Genomic DNA, 16,977 nt, shown 5'->3' with positions numbered 1-16,977 from the left:
GTGAGCGATGTGGTTACAGATGATGAGCTATTGTATCGGTGCATTTTTTGTGGATCAGGACACTACTATCACATTAGAGAATCTGGGTTAGAACTTAGCTCGCAAGCGTTTACAGATAGAAATCACGCTCCTTCTGTTGACAGAGCAAAGCTTTGTGGTTATGACCCGCAATGCACACAGAAAAACCCAGATGATGGTGTAGTGAGTTTAATTGCTGGCGAAGTTCGGATGATAAATGTTTCTCAAAACGATCAAAAAGGCAACCCACTTTTTAATTACAAAATTGATGTCTGTCCAAGACCAACAGATGACAATCCATCTCACGCACAAATTGAGCCATCTCCTGATTACACGAACAAAGGAACTTTTAGGAAAGTTGCAGAAAAGCTGGCACGGCTTGCAACCCAGAGAATCAAGAAAGAAGATTGGGAGATTAAACCACAGGATTTACCAACCTAGTCGCTCCTGATATGCTTATCATCTGTCCATATTCACTTAAAACACCACTGTGTAGAGTGGTGTTTTTGTTTGAGAATCAAAAAGTTTATAGGATAAAAGCAAAGCGATTGCTCTACGCTTCTGAATCGTTAATTTTGGATTTTAGAGAAATCTAAAATCCAAAATCCAAAATCTAAAATTCTTACAGTTGCCGAACTAATGGCTGACCATCTTTAACTTCACCAATTAAAACTAAATCGACACAGTTAACGAAAATCCCATTTTCCAGAACGCCGGGAATATTATTTAATGTCTTTTCTAGACTGGCTGGATCTTCAATGGAGTCAAATCTGACATCTAAAACAAAATTGCCTTGGTCAGTAATGACTGGGCCAGCTTTTTTTACACCCATACGGAGTTCTGGTTTGCCACCGAGTTTTTTGATGGCATTAGTTACAGGAGTAATTGCCATTGGAATCACTTCCACGGGTACAGCGAAACTAGAACCCAAACGTTCTACTAGCTTCCCACTATCTACCACCACGATAAACTGTTCTGCTAGGTAATCTACGACTTTTTCGCGGGTATGTGCTGCACCACCGCCTTTAATCAAATTCTTGTGCGGATCGACCTCATCTGCCCCATCAATGGCAATATCAATGTGGTCAATAGCGTCCAAGGTGGCGAGAGGGACACCATACTCCTTCGCCAGCACTTCTGACTGAAACGAGGTCGGTATACCAATGATATCTTTGAGTTCCCCAGACTTGAGGCGATCGCCCAAATACTGAATTGTGTATGCTGTAGTTGACCCCGTACCCAATCCGACAATCGAACCCGACTTTACTAAGGCGGCGGCGGCTTTGCCAACTTCTTGCTTCATCAACTTTACGGGATCTGCTGCTGCGGTCATTGCCAAAACTCCTGAAAAACTGACTATAGTCCATAGTAGTGGGCAGATAACACCAAAAGATGAAAGCTAAAAAACAACTTTTTGCTGATTCCTACTCAATACTTGTCGGTTAAGGGGAAAAGGGGAAAGGGAAAGGGGAAAGAAAAAACCTTTAACCTTTACCCTTTAACCTTTACCCCAAACCCAATTCCGAGTTAAAAATGCTTAACCGAGCAGTATTGGATTCCTACTTCCTTGACGAGCATAACAAGCAGCTACAACTAGTAAATACCCTACGTAGCTACGCAACATTGAGGACTTTAAAATCGTCACTAGCTGAGTTACAGGTTATTAGATGATGTTTGTAAAATCTACTGTTGTATCGAGATTTAACCTACCTGAAAAAGGAGGAATAACCTTATCAAAATCTTATTCTTTAAGGAGTATTTAGGAATATCTAAATTTTGGTATACCTCAGCTAGAACTTTTAAAACATCCTCTAAAGTAGTTTTTTTTGATTCTTTATCCGCTAAAAGTAGTTATTATGATGCGTCACTTTTCAATTACTGTATCTTTAGTAGTACTACTACAAAACTTACCTGCAATTGCTCAAGGTCAAGTCCCAGAGACAACTTCTGGAATACCATCTGATTCGATTCAACAGGTAGTTGCTGTTAAATGGATGACAAATTTTTCCGATGGCAAATTTTATCCAGAAAGGCTAGTGAGTAGGGCAGAATTAGCATCGATTATGGTAAAAGCATTTCACCTAGATAGAAGAGAAGCTACTAAAAAAGAAAATTTAACTATTCCAGATGTTCCTCGTTCTTATTGGGCATTTAATGATATACAGATAGTCTTAAAAACTGATATCATGAAAGGCTATCGCGGCAATGAATTTTTCCCTAATCAAAAGGTGACAAGGGCAGAAGCTTTGGCGATTTTCGCCCAGGCTTATGGCGTATTTCAATTTCCCGATGACGCTGTGAATGAGACTCTGGCTGGATATCCAGATGAAAAGTCTATCCCATCTTGGGCGAGAAAAGCGATCGCCACAGTAGTCACTGAAGGATTTCTCAATACAGATGCTCAAAACAATATTTCCCCATTAAAGCCCGTCACCCGTGGGGATATGGCTTATGTATTAAGTAAATACTTGCAACGCCAAAAGCAACAATCTGAAACCCCAGAGGTTCCCATCATTCCCAATAGTCCACAATCTCCTTAGCTGGATAAAATTTAGTTAAGCGATGTGCTTCAAATCAGTTTTGACCTGTACCTCTATACTTGTCTCGAATCTGGCGAAGATATAAGGAATTAGATTGTGTTGGTTGCTGCAACACATTATTTCCATAGTTTGATTGTGTTGGTTGGGTTGGCTGCTGCAACCCATAATTCCCATAGTTTGATTGTATTGGTTGGGCTGGCTGCTGCAATCCATAATTCCCGTAGTTTGGTTGTATTGGTTGTGTTGGTTGCTGCAATCCATAATTCCCATATCCTACAGGGTTTGTGGGCGTCACAACGCTCTGACTCTGACTGGAGTAAGGTGTAATATTAGTTGGTGTAGCAGAGTTAAACGGGGGCGTCACTGGTGCTGTATTAGGCACTACCTGAGCGTTATTTAAATTACCGTATGGATTTGGCGACAAGTTTGTACCAGATGACGTGTACCCTGTTCCTGAACTTAAGTCAGTACTTGGTACAGAATTCTGACTGGGTAAGCTGTTAGTCGGTGGTATTAAAGTTGTTCCTGTGTCAGAGACCCGCCTCAAGGAATTTGTTTGAGTTCCACTAATACCATTAAGGTTAGACAGGTTCTGATTTGTGGATTGGTTGAGTGCTGCTTGTAGAGGGCTAATAGAGACAGAATTTTGATTTTTGTTGGTTTGATTATTTAATCCAATTCCTAGGCTAGAAGATGTCTCTCCGTCTTGTGTTTCAGACGCCCCATTAGAATTGAGACCTATAAACTGGCTGTTGCTATCAACTGTCCCAGTACGCAATAAATTTTCTGTTTGTGTGATAAAGGGATTTTTCCAGGTTGAGGGAGATTCAGGATTAGTAGTTCCTAAGCCAGATTTTAATTTGTTATCACTAACAGATTTTTGTTTGTTAATGAAATCGTCTAATAAGCCTTTGCTCTTTTTTAGATCAGTTTTTTCTTTGGGGGTGTTGGCCGTTACTGGGGGAGTTGCTTGGTCAAAGTCATTAAACAAAGCTGGCAAATTATCAATATCTGCTGCAATAGCTTTGTTTTCTTCTGATAGAGAGGAGTCAGAAGGATTTTGTGAAGCAACTTGATTTTTTTGCTTATAAACGAAAATATCTGGGTTTGACAAATATTCCCAGGTTACTAGCCCTAATGCAGATAAAAGAATTGCAGGTATCCAAAAAGTCGGTCGTCCTAGATTCGACAACCTGGCTCTGAGATAGCGTAAGTAGGCGGGAGGATAATGAGAACGTGGCATGGGATTGGTAATTGAAATTTACTGAGTAAATATCTCAACTGAAGTTGGATGGTAATTTCATCCTAACTTCTCAAGAAGTTATTAGTCATTAACACTAGACATCTAGTAGTCAAAAATTTACGTACCATAGCATAGTGTAAAATAAACCACCCATTCCACATTAGGGACTCCCAAATAAAAAAATAATCAATCGCTTTGGTAAGCTGTTATTGAGCAGAGGAAGCAGAGGAGGAAGAAGACAATTATGGTCTTCGCTCTGAAAAAATGGATAATTTAATTTTTGGATATCCCTTAACGAAACGCTTATGCTGTATTCATTTTGAATTTTGTTAGCGCTCCCTTGCTACGCGCAGCCTCTCGTAGAGAGCGTTATTTTCAATTCCGCCAGAAAAAGTAATCAGCGAAACTTAGACAATTTTATGTCATGACCAAGGTGTGCGAGTAATCTCTCTCCAAAAAAGTCAATAACAGAGCGTTACTGGCTCCTACAAATTGGTATGATAGTCACCAAGCAGGTTTGCAGTATCCCCAAACCTAGAGCGATCGCTTAACTAACCAGCACTAGTCTTAATCGCTGTTCTGTCAGTTGTTGATGATTTCACTGCTTCGGCGAAATGGTTATGCTTCCATCATAATTGCTCCAAGATTTGTCTCTGATGACATTTAATACGGTTCGGTTAAAGGGGAAAGGTTAAAGGGACTCATGTTTTGAATACATCCTTTCCCCTTGACCCCTTACCCTTTCCCCAGACCACACTCGATTGTGAAAAATGCTTATCCGAACCGTATTGTGATGACATTGACAAACTCCTTGCTCTTGTAAAATGAATTAGTGCTGCCTGAAAAAGGGGGTTAGGCAACATCTTCGAGTTGGAAAAGAGTTTTTAGTATCTCGGCTCAATACCAACTTCACCCAATAGAATTAATCCGTTGGCTGAAGCATAAATACTCTAATTGATGGTAGTCTAAAGAGTGGAAAATTAAATTAAATAAAAACTTTAGTTTTCGAGACTTTTGTTTTTCAGACAATAGAAATTAAGTGATTAGCAATCAAGACTCGATTATAGTTTAAGTAAATCTAGAAAACTTAGTTAGCTTTTTAACAGAATCAACAGGAGAAGTAGGGTGCTTAACAACTTTCATCGGTTCTTATCTCCTCGTCAATGGGGGATTTCCCTGGCGGGTTTAGGCTTACTTCTTACTTTGGGCTTTATAGGTAAGCAGACTCAAATTAGCTCGCTTACAGATACTCCATTATCATCGGCTCAGATTCACAAAACCTCCGACACTTCTCTCTTATCCCAGCTAAGAAAAGTTAGAGAGCAAAGAAGTCAACTTCAAATGGCTTCTGGGGACACAGGCATTTTGGCGCATAAGAACCAAAAAGCTACAACTACAGCACTCGTTCCAGATTCTCAGGGAGTTTTACCAAGAGCAAATTTTCCGACAAAAGATGGGATTTATCTTTATGGTCAATCCCCAGAAGCAAACCAGATTGGTCAAGCTTACATTATATTCCAGAAGCGGCGCGACAAAGTGACTGGTGCTTTGTACATGCCCCAATCAGAGTTTAATTGTTTTCAGGGTACACTCGACCAGTCGGGAGAGTTAGCAATGACGGTTACTGCTTCATCCAATGAAGCCAGTTCTGATGAGTCTAATCAGGTAGCTGCAAGCAATAGACTGCCTAAGCTCGGTGAAGATGAGCCATACACTTATGCTTATTCGGTAGAGTTGCAAGACTTTCATCCGTTAAATTCTATCAGTGCTAGCGATCGCCGCATATTACAAATGTGCAAATAATCTTCAAGAAGTTTATATACCAAATTAGTCAAATAAAATCTTAATGATGAATCCCAAATGGGTAAGTCGATCAAAAATCGAGCTATAGGACTCCTACTTTATTTTTGAACAAAGCTTTCCCTGTTAGCTCTCTGTCTGAGTGATTCAGGAATCAAATCTCGTTCATATGTATCAAAATAAACTTTAAAATCCCAAGTATCTTTGGGATATATCAATACCTATAATTTTTCTCGTAATATATATTATTGTATAGCAGATAAAAATTGTGCTAATAGTGGCAATAAATATACAAAGTAAATTGAAGTTATAAATAATTTGTATTTTACTGGTTAATTTATTTATCAACTCAAGAACTAACATATGTGATAAATAAATACCGAAAGAAAATTCGCCGAGAATAACCAAAACTTTAGGCCAATATTCAACACTTTTCCGCAATCCCAAAAAGAATAATATCAAACAAAAAGAACATAAAATTGATGATATTTTAATTTGAGAACCAGCCAAACTTTCTAATTTCCAAATTCTCCACAAATCTAAGCCTTCTACAATAGAAAAAAATAAGGAAGTTATATATAAAAAAATGGTGATGTCGATTCTTTTATAACAAAAATCACTTATTTTTTGGTTATTTCTTGCTAGAATCCCAAAGTAATAAAAAGTAACCCATATAGAAAAAGGCATGACGTTCCAAGGAAAGTTTATCTCATGCTTGAAATAAAATAGCAAAAAATATGAAACTAATACGGATAAAGGAGTTAACGATAGCCATAAAATACTTTTTGCTCTACTCCTGATAGATGAAATCATGAAAGGGGTTAATATAATTAATTGTGTCAGGACAATTATAAAATAGTAAGGTCCTTGAACACGACCTGTAATTATATCTGTAAATATTTTGAATAAATTCCAATTGTAACTAGATTTAAAAAACAAAATGATGAAAAAACACCAAAACAAGTAAGGTATTAAAAGTCTAGTTAGTCTCTTCTTATAAAAAACTAAATAATCCGATATTGTAGAAAAATCATTTGTGGGTGCAAAAAAGCCAGAAATGAAGATAAAAACTGCAACAGCATAATTGATAAATTGTCTAAATACTAATGAAAGTTCGTAGTTCAAAGAGGAAAATTCACCATTAATAAATAATTTTCCTGTATTAGATGCATGAATTGCAACTACTGCGATGATTGCAATTCCGCGAAATGCTTGAAAAGACAAATCTTTATTGTTGCTCATTTATTAAATTCTTAGGATAATATAAACATAAATCGTACATAAACGTCTTGACAAAGCAAAAAATTTGCGAGCAAACTTAAGAGAGATGCTTGAACGTAGTAAAGTGTTTATTCGCTAAGAAAATTTGAGACTTTTATTTCTTCTATAGCAATCCTAAATTGTTTATGACAGACAAACCCCATACTTATCAAAGAAGTTGGGAATATTTGACTTTCAATTTTCACAAATCAAATAGGATTCCTATGATGTAGTATCCAGAGTACCATATTTGTACTTTATTTCATAACCTATCTGTAATTGCTATATATAGCGGTTCCCGGCGTGATGAGGTACGCTTTCAAAGCTACGATTTAGGTGTACCAGTTGCTTAGAAAATGCTATAATATAGCTAATAATCATTCAAATTGCATCCCCCTATCTTTGTAAGGTTAAGGATTATGCAACTTCAAGGCGGATTAGCTTATTAATATTTCAGTATTTAGTCTATTAATTGCTTAATACTCAATTCCTGGTTGCGCTTTGACACCTTGATCGCGGAAAGGATGTTTAACTAAAGTCATTTCTGTTACTAAGTCAGCACGCTCAATTAAAGCAGCTGGTGCGCCTCTTCCTGTGAGAATAACGTGTTTGTTAGCAGGTTTTTCTGCCAAACCTGCTAAAACATCCTCTACTTCTAAATAAGCCATTTTCAGGGCGATATTGATTTCATCCAATAGCACCAGATGAAAGTCAGGGTTGCGGATGTATTCTAATGATTTTTGCCAAGCGGCGCTAGCTTTGTCAAGATCGCGATCGCGGTCTTGAGTTTCCCAGGTAAAGCCTTCGCCCATTGCGTGAAATTCTAACTGGTCTTCCCAAGAACTGAAAACCCTTTTTTCGGAAGGTTCCCAGCTACCTTTGATGAATTGGACGATCGCTACTTTATACCCATGACCAAGCGATCGTAACACCATTCCTAAAGCCGCAGTGGTTTTACCCTTACCATTACCAGTATTTACAATAATTAACCCTTTTTCTGGTACAGCTTCTGCTATGCGTTTATCTTGCACTTCTTTGCGTCGCTGCATCTTTTTCCGATACTGTTCATCAGTCAGAGATGAAGACATGACTTCATCAATCAAGCGACCAATCTCTTGGTCTGGGTTCAATTCTTGTGGTGTATCGTTTTTCATCAAGCTTGTCTAGAAATAACTGTTAAAAGTGTTGAAAATGAACAAAAATAGTCTTACTTATCCAATTTTACTGAAATCACTTGATTGAAAATGTCCAGGAAGTTTTTATATGAAATTTTATTAATAGTGTATTAGTTTTATTAACATGATTTGCATACAAGTATGAAAATATATATGAGCTACAAGCTGAACTTATAATTTTAGTTTACTATTTTTTTTTAATTTAATATATCCACTAAAGCACTTTACCAGTAAAAAATTATTATCTTCTATAAGTTAAACTACCAACTAAAGGCATTAGTTTAAGTATCAAGGGTATGATATCTGAATATCGGGAATTGTACATTTATGGATGTTGTTGTTTCCATTTTTCCCATAAAGGCTGGGTATCCTCTGGTTGCCCATCATAGTTGAGCAATTGCTCTGAAATCTCCACCCATGACTGGGCAGTGCGTGTCCAAATGTTACCCACTGGGCGTAACCAACTTGTATCATCTAAGGTTCCGGCTTTGACATTGATAGTATTTGGATTGTAACTCCGTTCATGGAACAATCGCGTTCCACAGTCGCCACAAAATAGGTTATTTACTTCGCGTCCGCTATCATTTTTCCGAGTCCAAACTTTCGGTTTTCCCTGAACAATCACAACAGCATCTCGTTGTACTGTAAGAGACATTCCGAAAGCACTAGATGATTGTTTCTGACACTCTTTGCAGTGGCATAGGTAAAGGGTTAACGGTTGGGCATGAATTTCATAACGAATCTGTCCACATTGACAACCTCCACTATATGGAAGACTCACAGATTTTATCTCCTGATAATTTGTGTTGCTTTATTGTAACTAAAACTATCTTAATCATAAAGCGGTTTTTAGCAGACATAAAAGAATACACGGAGACACGATAAAATTTTCATTCTCTGCACCTAACTAATTCCTCCTCATCCTTCATCTTCATGCAATTCATCATCCTCACTCCAATACTGTTGAGGTGCGTTTCCGTGAACTTCTAAAATCTTGGGTTTTTTAATTTTGTTATCAGGTGGATTAATAGCTTCTAACTGCACATCAAATTTCCAGTTATCACCAAAATCATAAAGATAGATCATTTTAGCACCTGGTTCTAGGGACAAATCACCAATCTGCACTTGATCGGCAAATGGCGGTGTTTCCATGTAGGGATGACCGATTTTGATGATACGACCAAAACGGTCTTTATAACTAAATTCGTACAGGTGATCGTAGTCAAAATCAAAAGCATCGAGAATAGTCTCTGCTAGCCAGCCTAACGTTTTGTTCGCTGGTATAGCAATGAGTCGCCAAGCTTTAGAAATAGAAACTTTAAAAATAAAAATACCATCGGTGAAGCCTTGTTGAGGAAAAGTTAAATTATGCTGCCATTCTGAAAAAAACGGTTGTAAATTTGGCTGCAATGTTCCAAAAACTACATTGACATCATCCTGTAATTCTCCTCGTATCCCCAGCGGAAATAGTAACTGTAACAAAGCATCACCAAAAGGCAAGCGTTGTAAACTATTAATCCGCCATCCCTTACCTGCTTCTGGTTTTCCATGTTGAATAGATAGGAATCCAAATAACTCTAAAAGAGCAACATTATGGAGACCAGGGTAATAACTGATATCGTGTTGATTTTCATACTTAGGGAATTTTAAACCTTTATCTGGGACGCGAGACCAAAGTTGAATGCATCTAAATAAATTACCAAATGAGTCTGGATGTTCGCCCAAAATTTCGTTATTTCCCCAAATTAACCAAGCTTCTAATAAGTTGAAATAGCGTTCTGTTGCATTTAGGGTTGACCATGATTCTAAGATGGCTGCGTCTAATATTAAAATTTGCTTCTTACCTTGAGATTTAAGTTGCGCTATTCCAGAACTCCGTAATAACAGATATAGTCCATTAATGTAAGGGTATGATTTTTGTACGGGGCGTTTGAGTTGAGTTTCAATTGGGTGACTTAATTGAGAATTAAGTTCTGAGAGTACCTTCAGTGGAAGCAAGTTATTAACACTACTAACTTCCACACCATTTGGTTGTAAAAAATCTATCAGGATTTGAAAGTCATGCAGAATCCTACCAGGTTGACTTTCGTTAATGCTGAGTTCTTGTAAGAGTTGTTGTTGTGACTCTGTTAGCGTAGGTAATTCAGGATTGAGTGTGCGTTCTAGCCGCGCAAATAAATCTTCCATAAATAGAAATTCTAAATTTATTTTTCTATGTCACGTTGTTTTATTTGTACTTATTACTACAGAAGTTGTTAAAGGTTACAACAGGACTATCAACAACGTAAGCTGAAATGTGAATGATAATATTTTCACCTTTTACTTGACAATCACAGAAATTTGATATGAATAGTAACACGTATTTAGAGATGATTTTAAGTGATACACCTATTGATAGAGTATTACCTGCGATCGCTCAACTAAATCTACCTAACTGGTGGTTAGCTGGAGGTGCAGTCAGAAACACAGTTTGGCGTTCAATTTTTGGTGATAATTGTGGGTTATTTATTAAAGACTTTGATATTGCATTTTTTGATATAGAAGGAAATCGTTCCCAGGAACTCGCAGCCAAGGCAAATCTCACAGCACAATTTCCTCATCACCTGTTTGATGTCAAAAATCAAGCTAGTTTTGCTCGTTGGCGTCTTGGTAGCAGACCCTACAGCAGTACAGAGGATGGAATCACAGATTGGTTACACACTGCTACTGCTGTAGGAGTTCGACTAAATGCACAAGGACAATGGCAATTTTTCACACCTTATGGCTTGGACGATCTGTTTGCTGGGATTATTCGACCGACACCAGCACATACTCATAATATAGATGCCCATAACAAGGCCTCTGGGTTTTTACAAAAGTGTCCTTATTTGCGGTTGGCCTAAAAGTCACAATCCGGTTTTAGCCACAGTGTGCTAGTAGTCTGTCAATAAATAATTGATGGATAAATTCCTTGTAGAGACGGCGATTTATCGCGTCTCTCTAAGCGTCAAAATGAATTTGACACACCACTAGGGCATGTTTTCAAAGTTTCAGATCCCCCCAACCCCTTTTTTACAGCAGTTTTCATGTATTTAGACCACACTCTTGTATTTCTCTCTGCGCCTCTGCGTGAGATAAAAAAATGTGGTTATTTACCTGAAAATAGCTGTAAGCGGTTAGAAATGGAGAATGCTGCAACATCTCAGTTACAAGGGAAATCAGCTTTTTAATTTACAACCCTTTTACACTGAATCGCAATGTTAATAATTTTCTACGTACTGGGAATAATTAGAATAGACCCCTTTCAGGACAGAACGGGGGTGATGATAATTTTTTAACATTATGGTCAAAAATCAATGCCAAATCTTACTGAATACCAAATCAACTCGACTCTCCATGAAGGAATCCAAACCATTATTTATCAGACACAAATGCCAAAGACACAACAGCGAGTTATTCTCAAGCTGCTGAAAAATGAATATCCTACTCTTGAAACTTTTACTCGCCTGAAAAATGAATATCAAATTCAGCAAGATTTAGACCATCCCAATATAGTTAAAGCCATCAGTCTAGAAAGCTTTGACAATCGATTGGGACTGTTATTAGAAGACTTTGGCGGACAATCTTTAGCTCAAATTTTACAAACTGAAAAACTTGACTTAATTAACCATTTAAAAATTGTTATTCAACTGACTAAAGCTTTAGATTATTTACATAAAAACCAGATTATTCATAAAGATATTAAACCTAGTAACATTATCGTTAATTTCCAAACAGGTATCGTTAAACTCACTGACTTTGGTATAGCCTCCCGCCTGAATAAAGAAAATCCCCAATTTAATAACCCTAACTGTGTTGAAGGTACACTTGCCTATATGTCTCCTGAACAAACTGGGAGAATGAATCGCATTCTTGATTATCGCACTGATTTTTATTCTCTTGGCGTAACTTTATATGAAATGCTTACCGATAAAACACCATTTATTAGTCAAGATCCCCTAGAAATAGTCTATAGTCACATTGCTGTTCAAGCAATAAACCCACAGTTATTAAATACTCAAATTCCTAACACCATCTCAGAAATTGTCATCAAGCTGATGGCAAAAAATGCTGAAGACAGATATCAAAGTGCTATAGGATTATTAGCAGACTTAGAATTATGTCTCAAAGAACTACAAACTAATGGTAAAATCAGTGATTTTGTTCCAGGTCGTTTAGATATTTTAAGCCAGTTATTAATCCCGCAAAAATTATATGGTCGTGAAGAACAAGTTAATCAGCTCTTAGCTGCATTTGAGCGAGTTACATCTGGAACTAGTGAAATTATGCTAGTTTCTGGCTATTCTGGCATTGGCAAATCAGTTTTAGTTAACGAAGTTAATAAACCCATTACTCATAGACAAGGTTATTTTATTTCTGGTAAGTTTGACCAACTAAAACGAAATATACCTTATGCTTCCTTAATTCAAGCTTTTGCTTATTTAATGCGATATTTGCTAACAGAGAATAACGAACAAATAGAAATATGGCGTTATAAAATATTATCAGCATTGGGATCAAATGGAAAAGTGATCGCTGACGTAATTCCCGAAGTAGAATTAATCATTGGTACACAGCCGGAAGTTGCTCAAATAGGAGCAACAGAATCCCAAAACCGCTTCAATCACGTTTTTAAAGAATTTATCCAAGTTTTCACTCAAAAAGAACATCCATTGGTCATCTTCTTAGATGATTTACAATGGGCAGATTCAGCTACATTAAATTTAATCCAATTACTTATAACTGATGCCGACAGTAAATATCTGTTGTTTCTTGGAGCATATAGAGATAATGAAGTCAGTCCAGCACATCCTTTAATACAAAAAATAGAAGAAATTAAGAATGCTGGCATAGTTATCAATAATCTTGTATTGCAACCTTTAAATTTGCAAAATGTGACTCAGTTAGTTACTGAAACTTTACAAAAAACAGAGTTTCATCAGGATGAAAAAAGCAGTATTTTTAATCAGCAGATTATTCAATTAGCTGAATTAATTTGTAATAAAACAGGTGGTAATCCATTTTTTATTACACAATTACTTCAGGTGCTTTATCAAGAAAAACTTTTAATATTTGACTTTAATAATGCTAAATGGCAATGGAGTATAGAAGATATTCAAGCAATTGGAATTACGGATAAAAGTGTAGTTGAACTAGTTGCTACTCGGGTTGAAAAGCTACCAAAAATTACCCAAGAAGTTTTAAAACTAGCAGCTTGTGTGGGCGATAGATTTAGTCTGGATGTTTTATCAATAGTCAATGAAAAATCACCTTCCTTGACAGCAAATGATTTACACTCAGCTTTGCAAGCGGGATTAATTCTACCTTTAAGTGAAGCTTATCGTATTCCTTTAGTTTTTAATCAAGAAGAAGCGGTTAATTTAAATTTCGATAGTTCACGGGTGAGTTATAAGTTCTTGCATGATAGAGTACAACAAGCAGCATATTCGTTGATTCCAGAAGAACAAAAAAAATCTACTCATCTAAAAATTGGCCAATTGCTTCTAGAAAATATACCTGAGGAGGAAATAGAAGCAAATATTTTTGATATTGTCAATCAGTTAAATGTAGGTATTGTTAACCTGATAGAGCAATCTCAAAAAACTAAATTAGCAGGATTAAATTTAATTGCTGGAAGAAAAGCTAAGGCTTCTACAGCTTATGAAGCTGCTCTTAAATACTTTACAAATGGGATAGAACTTTTAAGTATAGACGCTTGGAAAAGTGAATATACTTTAACTATAGGTTTATATGAAGGAGCCGCAGAGGTAGCCTATTTGAGTGGTAATTTTCAGCAAATGCAGCAATGGGCTGAGGTAGTCCAGCAAGAAGCGAAAATCCTTTTAGATAAAGTGAAAGTCTATGAAGTACGGATTATCGCTGCTATAATTCAAAGCAAGCAACTCGAAGCTATTCAGATAGCAGTATCAACTCTACAATTATTAGGAATAAGTTTTCCAGGTGAACCAACATTAACTGATATTCAAGAAGGAATAGATGAAATTGCTGCTTCTTTGAAAGGGAAAGCCATTGGAGATTTAATTAACTTACCATTAATGAGCGATCCTAACAAGATAGCAGCTATGAGAATCTTAATGGGAGTTCTCCCCGCAGCTTTTCAAACTGCTCCGGCAATGATGCCAATTATTGTCTGTAAAATGGTCAATTTGTCATTAAGATATGGCAATACCGCTGTATCTGCTTATGGTTATAGTCTTTATGGATTACTTCTTTGTGGAGTTCAAGGAGAAATTGATTCTGGCTATGAATTTGGTAAATTGGCTTCCAATTTAGTGTCGCAATTTAATGCTGAAGAACTCAAGGCTAAAATTCTGACGGTTGTTAGCGCTCATGTTATGCATTGGAAAGAGCATATTAGAGAGACATTAACATTATCGATGGCAGGGTATTCTAGTGGTTTGGAAACTGGAGATTTGGAATATGCTGGTTATTGTGGTTACATTTATCCTTATCATTCATTTTGGTTGGGTAAGGAACTTTGGGTTTTAGAAAAAGAACTAATAGCTTATTGTGATTCGTTGAAAAAAATCAAGCAACAAGTAGCTTTGACTTGGAACTTAGTATATTTACAGACAGTTTTGAATCTGAAAGGAAATTTTGAAAATGTGGACTGTTTAATTGGAGAAGCCTACGACGAGCAAAGTATGCTCCCAATTCATCAGCAAGTAAATGACCTTTATACAATTAACCATTTATTTGTGAATAAGCTAATGCTTTCTTACTTATTTGGGAAGTATTTTAAAGCTGTAGAAAATGCTGCGATCGCAGAAAAATCTTTAGGTGGTGTTACAGGCTTGTTTGTTGTTCCACTCTTCTATTTTTACGATTCTTTAGCCCATTTGGCAATATATCATACCGCGAAAGAGTCTGAGCAGCAAACTATTTTGGTAAAAGTCCGAGATAATCAGCAAAAAATGGAACTCTGGGCTACTCATGCTCCCACAAATCACCTACATAGATTTTATCTTGTGGAGGCAGAGCGATATCAAGTTTTGGGTCAAAAGCTGGAGGCAATGGACTACTATGAAAATTCTATTGCCAAATCTCAAGAAAATGGTTTTCTCCAAGAAGAAGCTTTAGCTTATGAGTTAGCTGGGAAATTTTATCAATCTCTAGGCAAAGAGTTAATTTCTCAAACGTATATAACTAAAGCGTATTATGCCTATATTCGTTGGGGGGCGATCGCTAAAGTTAAACATCTAGAATTAAAGTATGCTTTTCTAGTAGGACAAACTACTACTCTAGAAACTTCTAGTTCCAAACTAGATAAAATCCACCTTACTACTACCACGACTACTAATAGTAGCTTGAGTGATTTTTTAGACTTTAATGCATTCATCAAGTTTTCGCAAGCAATTACCAATGAAATTGTTTTAGAAAATTTATTAGGCAAGTTAATCAGAATTTTGCTAGAAAACGCTGCCGCACAAAAAGCAGTACTACTCTTAGTCAAAGATAATCAACTATATATAGAAGCTTCTGGGAATAGTACTGATAATACAGTAACAGTTTTACGATCTATTCCTGTTGAAACATATCATATACCACTATCTGTCATTAATTATGTTTTCCGAACTCAACAATATATTGTATTAAATGATGCAATAATTGCAGAACCTTTTAACTTTGATATTTATATTCAGGAATTTCAAACCAAATCAATCTTTTGTTTGCCGATTATTTATCAATCACGGCTTACAGGAATTATTTATTTAGAAAACCAGTTATCATCAGGAGCTTTTGTTCCAGAAAGGGTAGAAGTATTAAAAGTCTTAGTTTCTCAAATGGCGATTGCTATAGAAAATGCCCGACTGTACACAAAAGCACAAGAAAAATCTAGAGAGTTAGAACAGTTAATTAAAGATTTCCAAGAGGCACAACTACAAATTATCCAAAGCGAAAAAATGTCTTCTCTGGGAAATTTAGTTGCAGGTGTAGCACACGAAATCAACAATCCCATTGGTTTTATTACAGGTAGTATTGCCCAAGCAAAAGATACTGTTAAAGATTTAATTGACTATCTGCAACTTTACCGCAAAAAATTCCCCAATCCTGGCACTGAAATTGAAGAGAAAGCTGAAGAAATAGATATAGATTTCCTGCTAAAAGATTTACCAAAAATGATTGATGCAATGACAGTGGGAACACAGCGTATTCGTAATATTAGTACGTCTCTCCGTACTTTCTCGCGTGCTGATACTACCTCTAAAGTATTAGCGAATATTCATGAAGGTATTGATAGTACTTTAATGATTTTACAGCATCGTCTCAAAGCAGATCATAATCGTCCAGCCATTAAGGTAATTAAAAATTATGGAGATATCCCATTAGTAAAATGCTATTTGGGGCAACTGAATCAGGTATTTATGAATATTCTAGCAAATGCTATCGATGCCTTAGAAGAAGCAAACATCGGTCGTGATTTTCTAGAAATAGAAGAAAAATATCCTAATATTATAACTATCTTCACTCAGTTAAATGAAGATAGCAAAAATGTGGTAATTAAGATTCAAGATAATGCTAAGGGAATGTCAGAAGAAGTTAAAACCTGCATTTTTGAAAATCTATTTACTACCAAATCTGTAGGTAAAGGGACAGGATTAGGATTATCTATTAGTCGCCAAATTATAGTAGAAAACCACACAGGTAATTTGATTTGTGAATCAGTCTTAGGAGAAGGAACAGAATTTATTATTTCTATTCCCATCTCTGGAGAATAACGGACTTACACATCAAGAAAATATCTAATCTTTACCCAAGATTCCCGATTTCTTTGAGAAGTGGGAGATGTTATTTATCACGAATAATTCATAATTGCTATAGTAATTCTATTTGAGTTAGAACAATTGCTCAAATAAAAAGTTACTTTGCTGTTTATAAAAATATCTAAGTAGCAACTTTC

Annotated in this window: 11 protein-coding genes; 5 read left to right on the top strand and 6 right to left on the bottom strand. The window is 36.3% G+C overall.

Annotation, left to right across the window (positions count from 1 at the left end; genetic code table 11):
* Window positions 1–459 (top strand): hypothetical protein, encoded by a 459-nt coding sequence (locus ACFG4S_RS29845; protein ID WP_392532507.1) that lies wholly within the window; start codon window positions 1–3, stop codon window positions 457–459.
* A 181-nt stretch (window positions 460–640) separates the two neighbouring features.
* Here ACFG4S_RS29845 and rpiA read toward each other — a convergent pair whose 3' ends face one another.
* Window positions 641–1,351 (bottom strand): ribose-5-phosphate isomerase RpiA, encoded by a 711-nt coding sequence (gene rpiA / locus ACFG4S_RS29840; RefSeq protein WP_392532506.1) that lies wholly within the window; start codon window positions 1,349–1,351, stop codon window positions 641–643.
* Between the two features lie 526 nt (window positions 1,352–1,877).
* On the opposite strand from rpiA, the gene ACFG4S_RS29835 reads away from it, so the two are divergent.
* Window positions 1,878–2,558, top strand: coding sequence for an S-layer homology domain-containing protein (locus ACFG4S_RS29835; protein ID WP_392536109.1), 681 nt, complete (start codon window positions 1,878–1,880; stop codon window positions 2,556–2,558).
* Between the two features lie 34 nt (window positions 2,559–2,592).
* On the opposite strand, the gene ACFG4S_RS29830 is transcribed toward ACFG4S_RS29835, so the two are convergent.
* Entirely contained in the window at window positions 2,593–3,801 is a 1,209-nt protein-coding gene (locus ACFG4S_RS29830; protein ID WP_392532505.1) for a hypothetical protein, read from the bottom strand.
* 1,125 nt (window positions 3,802–4,926) lie between these two features.
* Between ACFG4S_RS29830 and ACFG4S_RS29825 the strand changes: the two genes are divergently transcribed.
* Window positions 4,927–5,604: a hypothetical protein gene (locus ACFG4S_RS29825; RefSeq protein WP_392532504.1), complete on the top strand. Its 678-nt coding sequence runs from the start codon at window positions 4,927–4,929 to the stop codon at window positions 5,602–5,604.
* 183 nt (window positions 5,605–5,787) lie between these two features.
* On the opposite strand, the gene ACFG4S_RS29820 is transcribed toward ACFG4S_RS29825, so the two are convergent.
* From ACFG4S_RS29820 to ACFG4S_RS29805, 4 genes are all read right to left on the bottom strand, one after another.
* Window positions 5,788–6,843, bottom strand: coding sequence for an acyltransferase (locus tag ACFG4S_RS29820; protein ID WP_392532503.1), 1,056 nt, complete (start codon window positions 6,841–6,843; stop codon window positions 5,788–5,790).
* Between the two features lie 494 nt (window positions 6,844–7,337).
* Entirely contained in the window at window positions 7,338–8,015 is a 678-nt protein-coding gene (gene cobO, locus ACFG4S_RS29815; protein WP_392532502.1) for a cob(I)yrinic acid a,c-diamide adenosyltransferase, read from the bottom strand.
* Between the two features lie 346 nt (window positions 8,016–8,361).
* Window positions 8,362–8,817: a GFA family protein gene (locus ACFG4S_RS29810; protein WP_392532501.1), complete on the bottom strand. Its 456-nt coding sequence runs from the start codon at window positions 8,815–8,817 to the stop codon at window positions 8,362–8,364.
* Window positions 8,818–8,954: 137 nt separating this feature from the next.
* Window positions 8,955–10,223, bottom strand: a complete 1,269-nt coding sequence (locus tag ACFG4S_RS29805) for a plasmid pRiA4b ORF-3 family protein (RefSeq protein ID WP_392532500.1) — start codon at window positions 10,221–10,223, stop codon at window positions 8,955–8,957.
* A 158-nt stretch (window positions 10,224–10,381) separates the two neighbouring features.
* Here ACFG4S_RS29805 and ACFG4S_RS29800 point away from each other — a divergent pair, with 158 nt between their 5' ends.
* Entirely contained in the window at window positions 10,382–10,918 is a 537-nt protein-coding gene (locus ACFG4S_RS29800) for a nucleotidyltransferase family protein (RefSeq protein WP_392532499.1), read from the top strand.
* Window positions 10,919–11,371: 453 nt separating this feature from the next.
* Complete coding sequence (locus ACFG4S_RS29795; protein ID WP_392532498.1) at window positions 11,372–16,795, top strand: AAA family ATPase; 5,424 nt, start codon at window positions 11,372–11,374, stop codon at window positions 16,793–16,795.
* Window positions 16,796–16,977 lie beyond the last annotated feature (182 nt).

The organism is Nostoc sp. C117, from assembly GCF_043099735.1.
In the GTDB taxonomy this organism is placed as follows: domain Bacteria; phylum Cyanobacteriota; class Cyanobacteriia; order Cyanobacteriales; family Nostocaceae; genus Nostoc.
This window is presented reverse-complemented; position numbering and strand designations above follow the sequence as displayed.

Coding starts and splice junctions, on each gene's coding strand:
- rpiA (WP_392532506.1), bottom strand. CDS start 1,351: ATGACCGCAGCAGCAGATCCCGTAAAGTTGATGAAGCAAGAAGTTGGC.
- ACFG4S_RS29835 (WP_392536109.1), top strand. CDS start 1,878: ATGCGTCACTTTTCAATTACTGTATCTTTAGTAGTACTACTACAAAAC.
- ACFG4S_RS29830 (WP_392532505.1), bottom strand. CDS start 3,801: ATGCCACGTTCTCATTATCCTCCCGCCTACTTACGCTATCTCAGAGCC.
- ACFG4S_RS29820 (WP_392532503.1), bottom strand. CDS start 6,843: ATGAGCAACAATAAAGATTTGTCTTTTCAAGCATTTCGCGGAATTGCA.
- cobO (WP_392532502.1), bottom strand. CDS start 8,015: ATGAAAAACGATACACCACAAGAATTGAACCCAGACCAAGAGATTGGT.
- ACFG4S_RS29805 (WP_392532500.1), bottom strand. CDS start 10,223: ATGGAAGATTTATTTGCGCGGCTAGAACGCACACTCAATCCTGAATTA.
- ACFG4S_RS29800 (WP_392532499.1), top strand. CDS start 10,382: ATGAATAGTAACACGTATTTAGAGATGATTTTAAGTGATACACCTATT.
- ACFG4S_RS29795 (WP_392532498.1), top strand. CDS start 11,372: ATGCCAAATCTTACTGAATACCAAATCAACTCGACTCTCCATGAAGGA.